Source organism: Microbacterium sp. gxy059 (genome assembly GCF_050958665.1).
In the GTDB taxonomy this organism is placed as follows: domain Bacteria; phylum Actinomycetota; class Actinomycetes; order Actinomycetales; family Microbacteriaceae; genus Microbacterium.
This window is the reverse complement of the sequence record NZ_JAMXWT010000035.1, coordinates 1-15,780: the sequence shown is the minus strand read 5'-3', so window position 1 is coordinate 15,780 and position 15,780 is coordinate 1. Positions and strand designations below refer to the sequence as shown.

Sequence of the window (15,780 nt, the reverse complement as noted above, 5' to 3'; positions counted from 1 at the left end):
CGGCGGGGGGGGGGGGGGGGGGGGGGCCCCCCCCCCCCCCCCCCCCCCCCCCCCCCCGCTTCTCGCCCGCCGCGGGCTACGGCACCGCGCGGCGGAGTGTGAGGTACGAGCCGACCGCCAGCAGAGCCGTGAGGCCGATCACGTAGAGCGTCAGGCCCGTCGGCCCCGTGTGGGCGAACCAGGCGACCACGTCGCCCCAGAGCTCGAAGCGCGTGAAGACGAACAGGGCGGCGATGAGGAGCAGCGCGACCCCGAGCGACACGAGCGTGACGACGACGCTGCCCCAGCGCTTGTAGATCGTCGCGAACCAGAAGCCCACGACGAAGCCGAACATCGTGAGGACGAGGAACGACAGCCACGCCGACGCCCACCCGTTCGAGTAGACCCACGGCAGGTAGGCGACGAAGCCGATGCCCCCGTAGCCGTTCGTGAGCTGCTCGATCGCGGCCAGCAGCACCACGAGGGTCGCGACGCCCGCCGCGCTCAGCGCCGCGGCGGCCAGCGTGCCCAGGTGGAACTCGCGGCGCGTGACGCTCATGGCCTGCGAGAACGGGAACGACAGGGTGAGGGCCTGGATCCCGATCACGAGGAAGTACCACATGGGGGCCTGCGTGCCGCCGCCGTAGATCGGCCCGTCGGTCGGGATGATCGCGTAGATCAGCAGCGAGCAGATGATCGCGCCGGCCAGCACGAGCGCCGGCACCCACACGAACGTCTGGGCGTTGATGAACTGCAGGCGGACCACGCTGAGGATGCGGCTGCGCGAGGCGGCGCCGCGGGCCGGCAGATCCGTCAGAGGGTGTGCGGCGGTCATCGCAGGGCTCCTTCCTGCTCGTCGGCCGAGGAGGCCAGGTCGTTGAGGTCGCTCGTCCCGCGGGAGACGGCGTGCTGCGTGCGGCGCACGATGAGCTGCTGCAGCGAGACGGGGGCGAGGTCGAGCTCCGCCTCGCGGACGGCCTCGCGCTCGGCGGGGGACAGCCTCCCGAGGAAGGTGACCGACGTCACGCGGCCGAGGCTCTCGCGGTGCAGGATCTCGCGCCCCGAGAGGAACCGCTCGACGGCAGCGGCCTCGCCGACGATGTTCGTCGCCTGCTCGCGCGCCTCCTCCGCCGACTCGTCCATGAGGATCCGCCCCTGGTCGATCACGAGCACCCGCTCGATGAGGTTCGCGATCTCGTCGATGAGGTGGCTCGAGAGCAGCACCGTGCGGGGGTGCTCGGCGTAGTCGGCGAGCAGCCGGTCGTAGAAGATCTGCCTGGCCACGGCGTCCAGGCCGAGGTAGGGCTCGTCGAAGAAGGTGATCTCGGCGCGCGAGGCGAGGCCGATGACGACCCCGACGGCGGACAGCTGGCCGCGCGAGAGCTTCTTGATCGTCTGCTTGACGGGCAGCTGGAACTCCTCGATCAGCTCGTCGCAGAGCTCCTGGCTCCAGTTCGGGAAGAACAGGCGGGCGGTGCGGAACGCGTGCAGCGGCGTCGCGTCGTCGGGGTACTTCTGGCTCTCGCGCACGAAGCAGATGCGGCTCAGCACGCGGGAGTTCTCGTACGGATCCTCGCCGAAGACGCGCACGGATCCGCTCGTCGCGAAGTTCTGCGCCGTGAGGATCGACATGGCGGTCGTCTTGCCGGCTCCGTTGCGGCCGAGGAAGCCGTAGATGGCGCCCCGTTCGATGTCGAAGCTGACGCCGTCGAGCGCGAGCGTCTCCTTGTACCTCTTCGTGAGGTCGCGTACCTGGATGACGGGGTCCATGGTCGGGGCCCTTTCCGGTGGTGGGGTGCGGCGGTGCCGCGTCAGGTGACTGAGGGGGTCGCGTGCTCGCGGATGAGCTGCGCGACGTCATCGGGCCCGAGCCCGAGCGTGCGGGCCTCGGCGATGAGAGGGGCGATGAAGCGCTCGGCGAACGCCGCGCGACGGTCGGCGAGCACGCGCTCGCGGGCGCCGTCGGAGACGAACATGCCGATGCCGCGTCTCTTGTAGAGCACTCCGGAGTCGACGAGCATGTTCACTCCCTTCGCGGCCGTGGCCGGGTTGATGCGGAAGAAGGCGGCGAGCTCGTTGGTCGAGGGGGCGCGGCTCTCCTCGGGGAGGGAGCCGTCGACGATCTGGTCCTCGATGCGCTCGGCGATCTGCACGAACAGGGGCTTGCCCTCGTCGATCATGACCACCTCCTGGCTGTTCTGTGGTTCATTACTTCACTAATGAACCACAGGAGTGGCGAGGTGTCAAGCGGTGCACGAGGACCGGGTCGGGCGGATCGCGGATCCACCCCACGGGCGCCGCCCCGCGCGGCAGGATGAGAGCGCGCCGCGTGGTGCCTCACGCGGGCGACGACGCTCTGAGAGGACGGACACCATGGCACGCACCTACGTCATCACCGGCGCGGGATCGGGGATCGGCAAGGCCACCGCCGAGCGGCTGCTCGCGCAGGGGGCGACCGTCGTCGGCGTCGACCTGAAGAACGCCGACGTCACCGCCGACCTCTCCGCACCCGAGGGGCGCCGCGACGCGGCCGACGCCGCCGTCGACGCGGCGGGCGGATCCGTCGACGCCGTGATCGCCTGCGCCGGGCTGTCCGGCCCCACCGCCCTCACGGCGGCCGTGAACTACTTCGGCGTCACCGAGCTCCTCGATCGCATCCGCCCGGCTCTGGCGCGGTCGGAGGCGCCGCGCGCGGCCGTCGTCTCGTCGATGGCGTCCCTCCAGCCGAACGCGCCGAAGCTCGTCGACGCCCTGCTCGCCGACGACGAGGAGGCCGCCCTCGCGGTCGCGGAGGGGCTCGCCGCGGATGCGGAGACGGCGAATCTCATCTACCCGTCGTCCAAGCGCGCCCTCTCGCGATGGGTGCGCCGCGAGGCCGCCGGCGCCGACTGGGCGGGCGCGGGGATCCCGCTGAACGCCGTGGCCCCCGGCATCGTCATCACGCCCATGACCGCCGACCTCCTCGCCACCCCGGAGGGAGCGGCCGCCGTCGACGCCGTCGTGCCGATGCCGCTGAACGGGCATCAGCCCCCGGAGTCGATCGCCGACCTGCTCGTCTGGCTCTCCGGCGAGCAGAACTCGCACATGTGCGGGCAGACGCTCTACTGCGACGGCGGATCCGACGTCGTGCTGCGCGGCGACGACGTGTGGTCGTTCGCCGACGAGGCGGTCGGCACCGCGCTCGCGGAGGCGTACGCGAAGCTGCGGGCGTAGCGGCGGAGCGGGCGCGGCCGGCCGGGGCGGCGGCGCGAGCCTCTCGCGAGCGGGGGCCGACGTCGCGGGAGGCTCGGGGCCTGCGCGTCGCGGCTCAGCCGCGGGGTGCGGCGTACACGACGCGGAACCGCTCGCAGACGACGGGCATGTCGTCTCGGAAGCCGCGGTCGTGGCTCGCGTAGCGGGTGAAGAAGTCGCGGTGGATCCGCCGCCAGGAGGCGAGCGTGCGGTCGTCCTCGCCCTCCGCGTGCGCGTGGGCCTCGCCGACCTCGTCGAACGGCACGATGCGCACGTCGGTCGTGACCGTGACGGCCCGCGGGGTGCCGGATCCGTCGAGGATCACGTCGTGCTGGCCCGCCTCGGGGAGCGGATCGCCGTCGGCCTCGTAGTCCCACAGGGCGCTCGCCGTGCCGGTCTTCACGCCGTCGAGCACGAGGGCGAGCAGGCCGTCGGCGTGCTCGGGCGTCGCGCCGAAGCCCCACACGCGGTCGGGGTCGGGCGGCTCCGCCGGCAGGTCGGGCGAGGCGGCGCGGGCCGCGTTCCAGAAGACGGCGACGACGTCGCGGGCGGGCTCGGCGGTCATCGGGCCAGCCTAGGAGACAGGCCGGCTACTTCTCGATCTCGCCCGCGACCCGGCGCTCGAGGTCGCGGGTCGCGGCGTCGGAGAGGACGAGGAGGCCGTCGAGCTCCTCCTTCACGCGACGGTAGGCGGTCTGCCGCTCGGCGGCGGTGGCCGACTGGTCGACGGCGACGTTCAGGAGCTGCTGCGCGCGGGTGAGGCGCTTGCGCTCGGACTCCGTGAACCCGGTGTCGCGGATCCGCCTGGCCTCCTGTTCGGCGACGTCGAACGCGACCTCGCAGTCGTGCACGGCGTCGCGGTACTCCGCGTAGCTCTCGGCGTCGATGCGCGCCTCGGGGGAGGACGGGCGCGCCGCGTCGGCGACCTTCTTGGCGCGCAGGAACGCCGCCGTGAGGGGGTCGCGGCCGTCGCTCATCGTCGGGAACGCGATGAGCTTCGCGGGGTCCAGCTCGTACTCGAGCCAGCGCCTGGCCACCTCGTCGTGCGTCTCCATGAGCCGGCGGAGCCGCTCGGCGCGCCCCTCCGCGTCGGAGCGCTCGACGGCCTCGGGCGTGAGGTCGCGGGCGCGGGCCTTCGCCTCGATGAGCTCGAGCTTGCGCTGATGCGAGACGTCCTGCTGCTTGCTCCACCAGCCCTGCACCTGCCCGATGACGCCGACGATCGGGCCGGCGACGACGAACCCCAGCCACCAGTAGCTTCCGAGGAAGTCGAACAGCGCGTCCATGCGCCTCAGCGTAGGGGAGGGACGGGTCCGCATGTTCCCGTGTCTTCGCGACGTGTCCGCGGAAGGGGCGGGGATGTCGCGAAGACGGGGGATGTGCGCGCCGGAGGCGGGGCGTCGGCGTGGGCGGCGTCGGAGGGCGCGGTCCTGCGTCGGCCTTGCCCGGGAGGGGCGGCGTGGCCCCGCCGGGGAGAGTCGACGATCCACAGACGGCTCAGGCGATGAACGGCGGGCCGGTCGACCCCGCGTCGGCCCCGCCGGGAGGGAGCCGGCCTGCCGGGGTGCGGCGTCGGAGGGCGCGACGAACCGCGGACGCCCCGTGCGGCGACGCCCGGCGGCCCCTCGCGCCCTACGGGAACAGGAGCGTGAGCAGCGTGGATCCGCCCGCGGCGAGGATGAGGGCGACGATCACGATCCAGGCGGTGCCGCGGATCCGCCGGTTGCGGCGGTACACGCGCGACTGGCGCATGTCGTCGTCGCGCTCCTCCAGCTCGGGCGGGATGTCGAGGCGCTCGCGCTCGGGATCCATCAGACCGCCTCGGGCTCGACGACCGTGGGGCCGAAGTGCGCGGGGAGCGTGGCCTGCGACATCGCGCGCAGCTCGGCGGCGGAGAACGAGAAGACGTCCTGCACCTCGAGGTCGCTCTGCGTGTCGGTGACGCCGATGCGCAGCACGGGGTAGCCGCGCCCCTCGCAGAGGCCGCGGAACTTGACGTCCTCCTCGCGGGGCACCGTGACGATGACGCGGCCCTGCGACTCCGAGAACAGCGCGGCCGTGAGGTCGACGCCGTCGCGCTGCATGAGCTCGGTGAGCCAGACGCGCGCGCCGACGCCGAAGCGCGTGACGCCCTCGGCGAGTGCCAGCGCGAGGCCGCCCTCGCTGAGGTCGTGGGCGCTCGAGATGAGCCACTCGTCGCGCGCGGCGCCGAGCAGGTCGGCGAGGCGGCGGTGCCCCTCGAGATCGACCTGCGGGGGCACGCCGCCGAGGTGGTCGTGCACGACGCCCGCCCAGGCCGAGCCGTCGAGCTCGTCGGCCGTGGTGCCGAGCAGGTAGATGTTCTCTCCGGCGTCCTGCCACCCGCTGGGGATGCGGCGCGAGACGTCGTCGACGATGCCGAGCACGCCCACGACGGGCGTCGGGTGGATGGGGGTGTCGCCCGTCTGGTTGTAGAACGACACGTTGCCGCCCGTGACGGGCACGCCGAGGGTCTGGCAGGCGTCGGAGAGGCCGTCGACGGCCTGCGAGAACTGCCACATGACCTCGGGGTTCTCGGGGCTGCCGAAGTTGAGGCAGTCGGTCACCGCCGTCGGGGTGGCGCCGGTGACGGCGACGTTGCGGTACGCCTCCGCGAGCGCGAGCTGGGCGCCGCGGTACGGATCCAGCTGGCAGTAGCGGCCGTTGGCGTCGGTGGCGATGGAGAATCCGAGGCCCGACTCCTCGTCGACGCGGATCATGCCGGCGTCGTCGGGGAACGAGAGGGCCGTGTTGCCGAGCACGTAGTAGTCGTACTGGTTGGTGATCCAGCTCGTGTCGGCGAGGTTGGGGCTCGCGATGAGCGCGGCGAACTGCTCCTTGAGCGCCTCGGGGTCGCTCGCGCGCTCGAGCGCCGAGGCGGAGTCGGCCTGCAGGGCGTCGATCCACGCGGGGTAGGCGACGGGGCGGTCGTAGACGGGGCCGTCGACCGCGACGGTCGAGGGGTCGACGTCGACGATCGTCTCGCCCTCCCACGTGATGACGAGGCGGCCGTCGCCGGTGACCTCGCCGAGCACGCTCGTCTCGACCTCCCACTTGTCCACGACGGCGAGGAACGCGTCGAGCTTCTCGGGCGCCACGATCGCCATCATGCGCTCCTGCGACTCGCTCATGAGGATCTCCTCGGCGGTGAGCGAGGGGTCGCGCAGCAGCACGTTCGTGAGCTCGACGTTCATGCCGGATCCGCCGTTGGCCGCGAGCTCGCTCGTGGCGCAGGAGATGCCGGCGGCGCCGAGATCCTGGATGGCCTCGACGAGCTCGCCCGCGTAGAGCTCGAGGCAGCACTCGATGAGCACCTTCTCGGCGAAGGGGTCGCCGACCTGCACGGCGGGGCGCTTGGTGGGGCCGCCGTCGCTGAACGAGTCGGAGGCGAGGATCGACGCGCCGCCGATGCCGTCTCCGCCCGTGCGCGCGCCGAAGAGCACGACCTTGTTGCCCGCGCCCGTCGCGTTGGCGAGCCGGATGTCCTCGTGGCGCATGACGCCCACCGCGAGGGCGTTGACGAGCGGGTTGGCCTGGTAGACGGAGTCGAATACCGTCTCGCCGCCGATGTTCGGCAGGCCCAGGCAGTTGCCGTACGACGAGATGCCCGCCACGACGCCGTGCACGACGCGCGCCGTGTCGGGGTCGTCGATGGCGCCGAAGCGCAGCTGGTCCATGACCGCGACGGGGCGCGCGCCCATCGAGATGATGTCGCGCACGATGCCGCCGACGCCCGTCGCGGCGCCCTGGAACGGCTCGATGTACGAGGGGTGGTTGTGGCTCTCGACCTTGAAGGTCACGGCCCAGCCCTCGCCCACGTCGACGACGCCCGCGTTCTGCCCCATGCCGACCATGAGGCGCTCGCGCATCTCGTCGGTGACCTTCTCGCCGAAGCGGCGCAGGTACTTCTTGCTCGACTTGTACGAGCAGTGCTCGCTCCACATCACCGAGTACATCGCGAGTTCGCCGGAGGTGGGGCGGCGGCCGAGGATCTCGCGGATCTGCGCGTACTCGTCGGGCTTCAGCCCGAGCGCCTCGTACGGCTGCTCGCGCTCGGGGGTGGCAGCGGCGTTCTCGACGGTGTCGACGACGTGTTCTGTGCTCACGCGGCAGGCTCCATGCTCGGGATGCGGAGGGACGGATCCAGTCTAGAGGCGGGGTCCGACGAACGAGGCCCGGGCGGGGCGCGGTCGGCCCGCGGCCGTTCCGGCGGAGCTGTCGGGCGCCGTGGACGGGGATCCGGACCCGCTGCCTGGGCCCTCCGACGGAACGCGAAGCGTGGGGCGGGGATCGGCCGTCGAGCCGCGGCCGTTCTGTCGGAGATATTGAGTTCGGCGGATGTTTCGCGGGGGATCCGGCCCGCTGTCTGCAGGATCTCCGGCGGAACGGTGCAGGAGTGGGGGCGCCCCGGGGGCGGTGACTCGGTGGGGACGGTGATCCTCCGAGTCGACGAAACGGCTGTCCCCGGACCGATGATGGGTGCGATTCCGCGACGTGGCGGGGGGCAGGGACCCTCGGGGGCCGTGAAAGGGCTCTCGCCGGGGCGGTCGACGGTGTGCTCCTGCGATTCGGGGCGGAGACCTCGGATCCAGCGGATGGTGATCGGGGATCCGGTCCGCTGCCCTGGGGTTCTCCGACGGACGGGACGTGTGGGGCGGAGGGGGAACCGGTCCTCCCCGGTCTGAGGTGCGTGTCTGGTGGAGCTATCGGGCCCCGCCCCCCGGACGGTGGGGGGTCTGGTCCGCTGTTCGTGGGTTCTCCGGCGGGGTGGGGCGCGCGGTGCGGTCAGCCTGGCATGGTTCCGGCGGAGTGATCGGATCCGGCGGATGGTGGCCGGGGCTTGGTCCGCTGCTCTCGCGTTCCCCGACGGGACGTTGCGCTCGCCGCCGGGCCGCGCGGATGACTCGGCGTCCGACCCCGTTCGCGTGTCGGACCCACCCGGTAGGGTCGGCGGCATCCGCACCGAACCGGGAGGAACGCCATGACCACGACCGTCACCGTCACGGGGGCCGCAGGCCAGATCGGCTACGCGCTGCTGTTCCGCATCGCCTCGGGCCAGCTCCTCGGCGCGGATCGACGCGTGCGCCTGCGGCTGCTCGAGATCCCGCAGGCCGTGCGGGCCGCCGAGGGCACCGCGATGGAGCTCGCCGACGCCGCCTTCCCGCTGCTCGACGGGGTCGACGTGACCGACGATCCGCGGCAGGCGTTCGACGGATCCAGCGTGGCGCTGCTCGTCGGCGCCCGGCCTCGCGCCGCGGGCATGGAGCGGGCCGACCTGCTCGAGGCGAACGCCGGGATCTTCGGGCCGCAGGGAGCGGCGATCGGCGCCGTGGCCGCCGACGACGTGCGCGTGCTCGTCGTGGGCAACCCCGCCAACACCAACGCCCTGATCGCGTCCGCGCACGCCCCCGACGTGCCGGCCGAGCGGTTCGCCGCCATGACCCGGCTCGACCACAACCGCGGCGTGAGCCTCCTCGCGCAGCGCGCCGGCGCCCGGGTCGACGAGATCGAGGGGCTCGCGGTGTGGGGCAACCACTCGGCGAGCCAGTTCCCGGATCTGAGCCACGCGACGGTGCGCGGCGAGCCCGCCCTCGACATCGTCGGGGAGGAGTGGTGGCGCGAGGCGTTCATCCCGCGGGTGGCGAAGCGCGGGGCCGAGATCATCGAGGTGCGCGGCGCCTCGTCGGCGGCCTCCGCCGCCTCCGCCGCGATCGACCACGTGCGCGACTGGGTGCACGGCACCCCGGGCGACGCGTGGACCTCGGCGGCGATCCCCTCCGACGGCTCCTACGGCGTCCCGGCCGGCGTCGTCTCGTCGTTCCCCGTGCGCTCCCGCGGAGGACGCTGGGAGATCGTGCCCGACCTGCCGATCAGCGGCTTCGCGCGCGAGCGGATCGACGCGAGCGTCGCCGAGCTGCTCGAGGAGCGGAAGGCGGTCGAGGCGCTCGGCGTGCTGTAGCGGCGGGCGCCGTCAGGCCGCGCGCGGCGCGCGTCGGGCGAGGATCGCGGCCAGCTGTCTCGCCCCTCTGGCGGGGATATCGGATCCGGCGGGCGGCGATCGGGGGTTCCGGCCCGCTGTCCGCGGGATCTTCGCTGGAGCGGTGCGAAGCGGAGGGGGCGGTCGAGGCGGTCGGCGGGTCTTGTGGGCACCCGGCGCGGGGTCGTGGACGCGCGGGGAGCGGGTGCGGCGGGGATATCGGATCCGGCGGACGGGGATCGGGGGCTCCGATCCGCGGGAACGGAGCCGTCAGCTGGCGGCGCGCGTGACGAAGCCGTCCGGCACGCCGCCGTCCGCGGCGAACGCGTCGGCCGTCTCGATGATCGTGCGGCGCATGGCCTGCGCCGCACGGGTGGGGGTCACGTCGCCGCGGTGGGCGAGGCTGATCGTGCGGGTGAGGCGCGGATCCGTGAGCCGCACCGAGCGCAGGCCGCCGCGCCCCGCGAGCACCGTCGCCGGCACGACCGCCACGCCGATGCCGCGCTCGACGAACCGCAGCACCGCGTCCATCTCCGCGCCCTCGAGCACGACGCGCGGGGCGAGGCCCGCCTCGGCGAACGCCTGGTCGGTCGCCGCGCGCAGGTCGTAGCTCTCGTCGAACACGATGAGCGGCAGCTCCGCCAGCTCGCGCAGCGTGAGCGCCGCGTCGGCGACGGGCGGCAGGGCGGCCGACGAGATCACCGCGAGCTCCTCCGTCAGCAGCGGCGAGAGCGCGAGCGACGAGGCGGGATCCGCGACCGACGTCGTGAGGAGGGCGAAGTCGATGGCGCCCTCCGCGAGGCGGTCGACGAGGGTGCGCGATCCGCTCTCGACGAGGCGCAGCTCGATGCCGGGATGCGCCTGACGGAAGGCGCTGATCGCCTCCGCGACGACGCTGACGCACAGGGTGGGCGTCGCGCCGAGGCTCACGCGCCCGCGACGCAGGCCCGCGAGCTCGTCCATCTCGCGGCGCACCCGCTCCGCGTCGGCGAGCATGCGCCGCGCGATCGGCAGCAGCGTCTCGCCGGCCGGCGTGAGGGAGATGTGGCCGCGGGCGCGGTGGAACAGATCGGCGCCGAGGTCGCGTTCGAGCGTCGCGATCTGCCGGCTGAGCGACGGCTGCGCGAGATGCAGGCGCTCGGCGGCGCGCGTGAAGTGCCCCGTGCGGGCCACCTCGACGAAGGCCCGCATCTGCTCGAGGTTCATATCGATAGCGTAAGCGCATCGTCATGACTCTGATAATTCATTGGAGTAATCGTCACGGGGTTCCTAGCGTGGTGTCCCATGAACGCCGCCAGAGCCCAGGAACGCCAGCTGTCCACGAGCGTGCTCGTGATCGGCACGGGAGGATCGGGGCTGCGCGCCGCAATCGAGGTCGCCGAGCAGGGATCCGATGTGATCGCCGTCGGCAAGCGCCCCCGCCACGACGCGCACACCTCGCTCGCGGCCGGCGGCATCAACGCGGCCCTCGGCACGATGGACGCCGAGGACTCGTGGCAGCAGCACGCCGCCGACACCATCACCGAGAGCTACGGGCTCGCCCACCCGCACACGGTCGAGATCGTCACGCGCGGCGCCGAGCAGGGGATCCGCGACCTCGAGCGCTACGGCATGGCCTTCGCCCGCGAGGAGGACGGCCGCATCTCGCAGCGGTTCTTCGGCGCGCACACGTTCCGCCGCACCGCGTTCGCGGGCGACTACACGGGCCTCGAGATCCAGCGCACGCTCGTGAACCGCACCGAGCAGCTCGACATCCCGATCCTCGACACCGTCTACATCACGCGGATCCTCGTGCGAGACGGCGTCGTGTTCGGCGCGTACGGCTTCGACATCGAGGACGGCACGCGCTACCTCATCCACGCCGACGCGGTGATCCTCGCCGCGGGCGGGCACAACCGCATCTGGCGGCGCACCTCCTCGCGCCGCGACGAGAACACGGGCGACTCGTTCCGCCTCGCCGTCGACGCGGGTGCGCGGCTCCGCGATCCGGAGCTCGTGCAGTTCCACCCCTCGGGGATCCTCGAGCCCGAGAACGCCGCGGGCACGCTCGTGTCGGAGGCCGCTCGGGGCGAGGGCGGGATCCTGCGCAACGCTCTCGGCGAGCGCTTCATGGAGAAATACGATCCCGAGCGCATGGAGCTGTCGACGAGGGATCGCGTCGCGCTCGCCGCGTACACCGAGATCAAGGAGGGGCGCGGCACGGAGAACGGCGGCGTGTGGCTCGACGTGTCGCACCTGCCGCGCGAGACGATCATGACCCGCCTGCCGCGTGTCTACCAGACGCTCATGGAGCTGCAGATGCGCGACATCACGAAGGAGCCGATCGAGATCGCGCCCACCGCTCACTACTCGATGGGCGGCGTGTGGGTGCGCCCCGAGGATCACGGCACCGACGTCGAGGGCCTCTACGCGATCGGCGAGGCGTCCAGCGGCCTGCACGGCGCGAACCGTCTCGGCGGCAACTCGCTCATCGAGCTGCTCGTGTTCGGGCGCATCGTGGGGCGCGCCGCCGTCGCGCACTCGGCGGGCCTCGACGCGCAGCGCCGCTCGGCCGAGGCGGTCGACGTCGCCCGCGCCGAGATCGACGACCTGCTCGCGGCCGACGGGCGCGAGAACGTGCGGGCGCTGCAGCGCGCGATCCGCAACACGATGACCGAGCACGCGGGCGTCGTGCGCGACGAGCAGGGGCTCACGCAGGGCCTCGCCGAGCTCGACGAGATCGAGGCGCGCATGGCCGACGTGGGGATCCACCCCGACATCGCCGGGTTCCAGGATCTCGCGCACGCCTTCGACCTGAAGGCGTCGGCGCTCGCCGCCCGTGCGACGCTGGAGGCCGCGCTCGAGCGCCGCGAGACCCGCGGATGCCACAACCGCAGCGACTACCCCGAGAAGGATCCGCAGCTGCAGGTGAACCTCGTCTGGTCGCCCGACGCGGGCGTCGTGCGGGAGGAGATCCCGCCCGTGCCCGACGAGATCGCCGCCCTCATGCGCGACGTGTCGACCGCCGGCAAGCTCGTGGAGTGAGGTGCTCGGCCCGCGCTCTGCGGGGTTTCGGGGTGCGGGGCTCCTGGGCGGGTTGCGCGGCGTCCCGGCGACGCGAATGCCGGACGGTCTCGATCGATTTCGTCCGGCGTTCGCGGGATCCCCGGTCGGGGCGAGCAGCGTTTCTGCGACCCCGGGATGCGGGAGCGTCCGAGTCTGCGAGACGGTCCTCCCCAGGCCGATCGCGGGTGCGTTTCTGCGATTCGGGGGGGCATGGGGTCCGCGGGGTCCGTGAAACGGACCTTCCCGTGCGGATCAGGGGTGCGCTTCTGCGACCTGGATGCTCGGGAAAGATCCCCGGTCGATCGGTCGGTCGGATCCGAGACGCGCGTCGTGCGGGGCCGCCAGGAGCTGCCGCTTCTGAGCGGCGTGGGGCGGCGTTTCCTGGCGACTCGGCGACAGGCGATGGCGTGCGGGCCCGGACCGTGCGGTTCTGTCGGAGATATCGGGGCCGGCGGACGGCTTCCCGGGGATCGGGTCCGCTGTTCTCGGGATCCCCGCCGGAATGGGGGATCCGCGGCGCCCCGTCAGCCGGCGAGGTCGGCCTGGATGTCGCTCTCGCCGAGGGGCGTCATCACCCAGCGCACGAGGCGCCAGCCCTCGTCGGGGTCGCCCTCGAGCAGGCTCGCGCCCGTGTTGTCGAGGCGCATCGCTCCGGCGCGGCGCTCGTCGAGCCCCGTGGCGATCGCGGTGAAGAGGCGGATGGCGGATCCGTGGCTGAACACGGCCGCCGTGCCGTCGGATCCGTGCGCCTCGGCGATGCGCCGCACGGCGGATCCGTACCGCTCCATGAACTCGTGGCCGCTCTCGGCGCCGGGCATGCGGGCGGAGAGGTCGCCGCGGATCCACTCCGTCGTGCTCGCGTGATAGCTGCGCAGGGCGTCGATGTCGGTGCGCATCTCGAGGTCGCCGGCCTGGATCTCCTCGAGCCCGTCGAGCACCTGCGGGGCGTCGTCGCGCTGCGTAGCAAGAGGATCCGCGGTCAGCTGCGTGCGCACGAGCGGCGACGCGTAGAGGCCGTCGATGCGCGCCTGCGCGAGCGCACCCGGCACGGCCCGCGCCTGCCGATGCCCCTTCTCCGTGAGCCCCGGCCCGGGGAACCCCGTGTCCAGAGCCCCCGCGACGTTGCTGGGCGTCTCGCCGTGGCGGATGAGGAGCAGGCGCATGAGGACCTCCGGGATCGCGGGGAGGGGGACATGGGCATTGTCGCAGGTTGCGGGGGTGGGGAGGAGCGGCGCGAACAGAAAGGATCTGCACGGTGGCCTCCGGAAACAGCACGCCGATAACCTATGTGCTGAACACTTCTCCTCGGTGTCACTCTGCGGCGAACACCGAGACCCGCACGCCATCTGCGAAGCGGTACGGATGGGCGGCGATGAGCCCTCCGAGCTGGCGTCGCAGTCGACTGAACTCGGCGCGAACCGTGACGTCCTTCTCCGGCGTGCCATAGAGGACGGCGCTCAGCTCCGGGGCGGAGAAACCCGCGGGGTGGGAGTTGAGGAGATCGAGGATCTGCGCCTGTCGGGGAGTCACGGCAAGAGACCGGCGATGGGCACCTGCCGTCACCCACAGACGCACGCCCTGACTCCCATGGTGGATCTCGACTTTCGTCTCTGCAGCGACGGCGGCACGTCCGAGTGCGGGGCGGAGGAGCCATCCACCGCCCAGGGGTTCCGCGGCGACCTCGCCCCAGGGCGGGATCCAGTGGATTCCCTCGGACAGAGCAGAGGAGAGCGGAACACGAGCGCCGACGTCGGCGCGGTGCGCATCGGCGACCCATCCCCACGTGTCCACGGCGATCCATGGCTCCGGCTGTTCGCGCGCCATGCTGAGCGCGGCGGATCGCAGACGCTCGAGACTCGCGTGATGCCGGCGCTCCAGCTCCAGGCTCGCTGCATGCGCGAGAGAGGAAGCGAGAGCGAGCATCGTCGGGTGAGCGGCATCCGTGGTCGTGGACAGATCGATCGCTCCCGCGATCGCGCCGCTGCGTGGGTCGCGCACGGGGGCCGCTGCGCAGCTCCAAGCGTGCTGATCGCGGCGATAGTGCTCCGCCCCATGCACGGCGACCGCGCGCCGTGCGATGAGTGCCGTGCCGATGGCGTTGGTTCCGATCGATGTCTCCGACCAGAGCCGTCCCTCGGAGAATCCGATCTCGTCTGCGTGCGAACGGACGGATCCGCGACCGATCGCGTCGAGTAGCCGGCCTCGCTGATCCGAGAGCACCACCATCGTCATGCCGTCGTCGATGAGGGGCTGCGTATGCGCGAGCGCCGCGCCGTATGCGTCCCGGAGATGTCGGTGCTCCGCTTCCTCATGCGGATCCGTCGGATCGGGGAGGGGCGAGGTATGACGCAGTCCGCGCCGCCGCACGCGCGTCCAGGACTCCTCGATCACCCGTCGGGGCCGGGCAGGTGGCTTCCGTCCGGAGAACGATGCCTCGTATACCTGCGCGAGTAGAGCGTCATACGCTGCACGCCCCTCGCCGACGACTACGGCGCTGTCGATACCGGAGCCCACGTTGCCACCTCCCTGACGTCTCCAGTCAACCACCTTCCCGTGGCGTGGAGATCCTTGCGGGCCAGGCCGTTGCAGAGGGTTGCGTCGAGTTCGGGCTCCTGTCGTTCCGCGGATCCGCGGTACCCGCCCGGCGGGGACGACCCGGTGGCTTCGCCGCGCGCGTATGGTGACTGCGATGGCGCTCGAGGCGCCGAGCACAGAGATGTGAGAAGGAGCGGAAATGTCTGAATCGAAGGTCGCCCTCGTCACCGGAGCCGGTCAGGGCATCGGGCGTGGAATCGCCCTCAAGCTCGCGAGCGACGGATTCGACGTCGTCGTCGCCGACCTCGCGGTACAGGAGGAGAAAGCGGAGGGCGTGGTCAACGAGATCGAAGCGCTCGGGAGGCGGGCCATCTTCGTGGCCGCCGATGTGAGTCGCAAGGCCGACGTCGAAGCCGCGGTTGCGGCGGCGGTCGACCAGCTCGGCGGGTTCGATGTGATCGTCAACAACGCGGGCATCGCGCAGGTCAAGCCGATCCTCGATGTGACCGAGGAAGACCTGAACAGGATCCTGCAGGTCAACGTCAACTCGGTGGTGTTCGGCATCCAGGCCGCATCCGCCTCGTTCATCGAGCGCGGCGTCAAGGGCCGCATCATCTCGGCCGCTTCGATCGCGTCGATCCAGGGATTCCCGATTCTCGGTGCGTACTCCGCGTCGAAGTTCGCGGTGCGCGGTCTCACCCAGGTGGCGGCGCAGGAGCTCGCACCCCACGGCATCACTGTCAACGCATATGCTCCGGGCATCGTCGGCACGGGCATGTGGGAGCTCATCGACGCCGAGCTGAGCAAGATCAACGGCAAGCCGCTCGGACAGAACCTCAAGGAGAACGTCGATTCGATCTCGCTCGGTCGTATCGAGACGCCCGAAGATGTCGCTGGCGTCGTGTCCTTCTTCGCCAGCGAGAACTCCGGCTATGTGACCGGCCAGGTGCTTCTCGTCGATGGGGGCATGCTCTACAACTGAGCGGCCGCTGGCG

The 15,780-nt window shown here is 72.0% G+C and carries 14 protein-coding genes; 4 read left to right on the top strand and 10 right to left on the bottom strand.

Going from position 1 to position 15,780, the window contains the following annotated elements:
• Positions 1-76 precede the first annotated feature (76 nt).
• Genes NHL53_RS14240 through NHL53_RS14230 form a run of 3 tightly spaced genes read right to left on the bottom strand, consistent with a single transcriptional unit; the run spans position 77 to position 2,159 of the window.
• Positions 77-814: a hypothetical protein gene (locus NHL53_RS14240; RefSeq protein WP_433777556.1), complete on the bottom strand. Its 738-nt coding sequence runs from the start codon at positions 812-814 to the stop codon at positions 77-79.
• Positions 811-1,749: an ABC transporter ATP-binding protein gene (locus NHL53_RS14235; RefSeq protein ID WP_433777555.1), complete on the bottom strand. Its 939-nt coding sequence runs from the start codon at positions 1,747-1,749 to the stop codon at positions 811-813. The genes NHL53_RS14240 and NHL53_RS14235 overlap by 4 nt, the downstream gene beginning before the upstream one ends.
• A gap of 41 nt (positions 1,750-1,790) precedes the next feature.
• The gene (locus NHL53_RS14230) at positions 1,791-2,159 is read right to left on the bottom strand and encodes a GntR family transcriptional regulator (protein ID WP_433777554.1); all 369 of its coding nucleotides are present in this window, start codon (positions 2,157-2,159) and stop codon (positions 1,791-1,793) included.
• Positions 2,160-2,352: 193 nt separating this feature from the next.
• Here NHL53_RS14230 and NHL53_RS14225 point away from each other — a divergent pair, with 193 nt between their 5' ends.
• Positions 2,353-3,192 carry an SDR family oxidoreductase gene (locus tag NHL53_RS14225; protein WP_433777553.1) on the top strand — a complete coding sequence of 280 codons (840 nt, stop codon included), beginning with the start codon at positions 2,353-2,355 and terminating at the stop codon, positions 3,190-3,192.
• A 94-nt stretch (positions 3,193-3,286) separates the two neighbouring features.
• On the opposite strand, the gene NHL53_RS14220 is transcribed toward NHL53_RS14225, so the two are convergent.
• The 4 genes from NHL53_RS14220 to purL all read right to left on the bottom strand — a co-directional run bounded on the left by NHL53_RS14220 (position 3,287) and on the right by purL (position 7,334).
• On the bottom strand, positions 3,287-3,775 hold the full coding sequence (locus NHL53_RS14220; protein ID WP_433777552.1) for an ASCH domain-containing protein: 489 nt from the start codon (positions 3,773-3,775) through the stop codon (positions 3,287-3,289).
• Between the two features lie 25 nt (positions 3,776-3,800).
• Positions 3,801-4,496 (bottom strand): hypothetical protein, encoded by a 696-nt coding sequence (locus NHL53_RS14215; protein ID WP_433777551.1) that lies wholly within the window; start codon positions 4,494-4,496, stop codon positions 3,801-3,803.
• 346 nt (positions 4,497-4,842) lie between these two features.
• Complete coding sequence (locus tag NHL53_RS14210; protein WP_433777550.1) at positions 4,843-5,022, bottom strand: hypothetical protein; 180 nt, start codon at positions 5,020-5,022, stop codon at positions 4,843-4,845.
• Positions 5,022-7,334 (bottom strand): phosphoribosylformylglycinamidine synthase subunit PurL, encoded by a 2,313-nt coding sequence (purL, locus tag NHL53_RS14205; RefSeq protein WP_433777549.1) that lies wholly within the window; start codon positions 7,332-7,334, stop codon positions 5,022-5,024. Before purL ends, NHL53_RS14210 begins: the two co-directional genes overlap by 1 nt.
• Before the next feature lie 875 nt (positions 7,335-8,209).
• Between purL and NHL53_RS14200 the strand changes: the two genes are divergently transcribed.
• Positions 8,210-9,187: a malate dehydrogenase gene (locus NHL53_RS14200; RefSeq protein WP_433777548.1), complete on the top strand. Its 978-nt coding sequence runs from the start codon at positions 8,210-8,212 to the stop codon at positions 9,185-9,187.
• Between the two features lie 288 nt (positions 9,188-9,475).
• Here NHL53_RS14200 and NHL53_RS14195 read toward each other — a convergent pair whose 3' ends face one another.
• Positions 9,476-10,411, bottom strand: coding sequence for a LysR family transcriptional regulator (locus NHL53_RS14195; protein WP_433777547.1), 936 nt, complete (start codon positions 10,409-10,411; stop codon positions 9,476-9,478).
• A gap of 78 nt (positions 10,412-10,489) precedes the next feature.
• Between NHL53_RS14195 and NHL53_RS14190 the strand changes: the two genes are divergently transcribed.
• On the top strand, positions 10,490-12,229 hold the full coding sequence (locus tag NHL53_RS14190) for an FAD-binding protein (protein WP_433777546.1): 1,740 nt from the start codon (positions 10,490-10,492) through the stop codon (positions 12,227-12,229).
• A gap of 545 nt (positions 12,230-12,774) precedes the next feature.
• Here the strand turns inward: NHL53_RS14190 and NHL53_RS14185 are convergent.
• Positions 12,775-13,413, bottom strand: a complete 639-nt coding sequence (locus tag NHL53_RS14185; protein WP_433777545.1) for a histidine phosphatase family protein — start codon at positions 13,411-13,413, stop codon at positions 12,775-12,777.
• A gap of 148 nt (positions 13,414-13,561) precedes the next feature.
• Complete coding sequence (locus NHL53_RS14180) at positions 13,562-14,641, bottom strand: GAF domain-containing protein (RefSeq protein ID WP_433777544.1); 1,080 nt, start codon at positions 14,639-14,641, stop codon at positions 13,562-13,564.
• A 343-nt stretch (positions 14,642-14,984) separates the two neighbouring features.
• Between NHL53_RS14180 and NHL53_RS14175 the strand changes: the two genes are divergently transcribed.
• Positions 14,985-15,767, top strand: a complete 783-nt coding sequence (locus NHL53_RS14175) for an acetoin reductase (protein ID WP_433777543.1) — start codon at positions 14,985-14,987, stop codon at positions 15,765-15,767.
• Positions 15,768-15,780 lie beyond the last annotated feature (13 nt).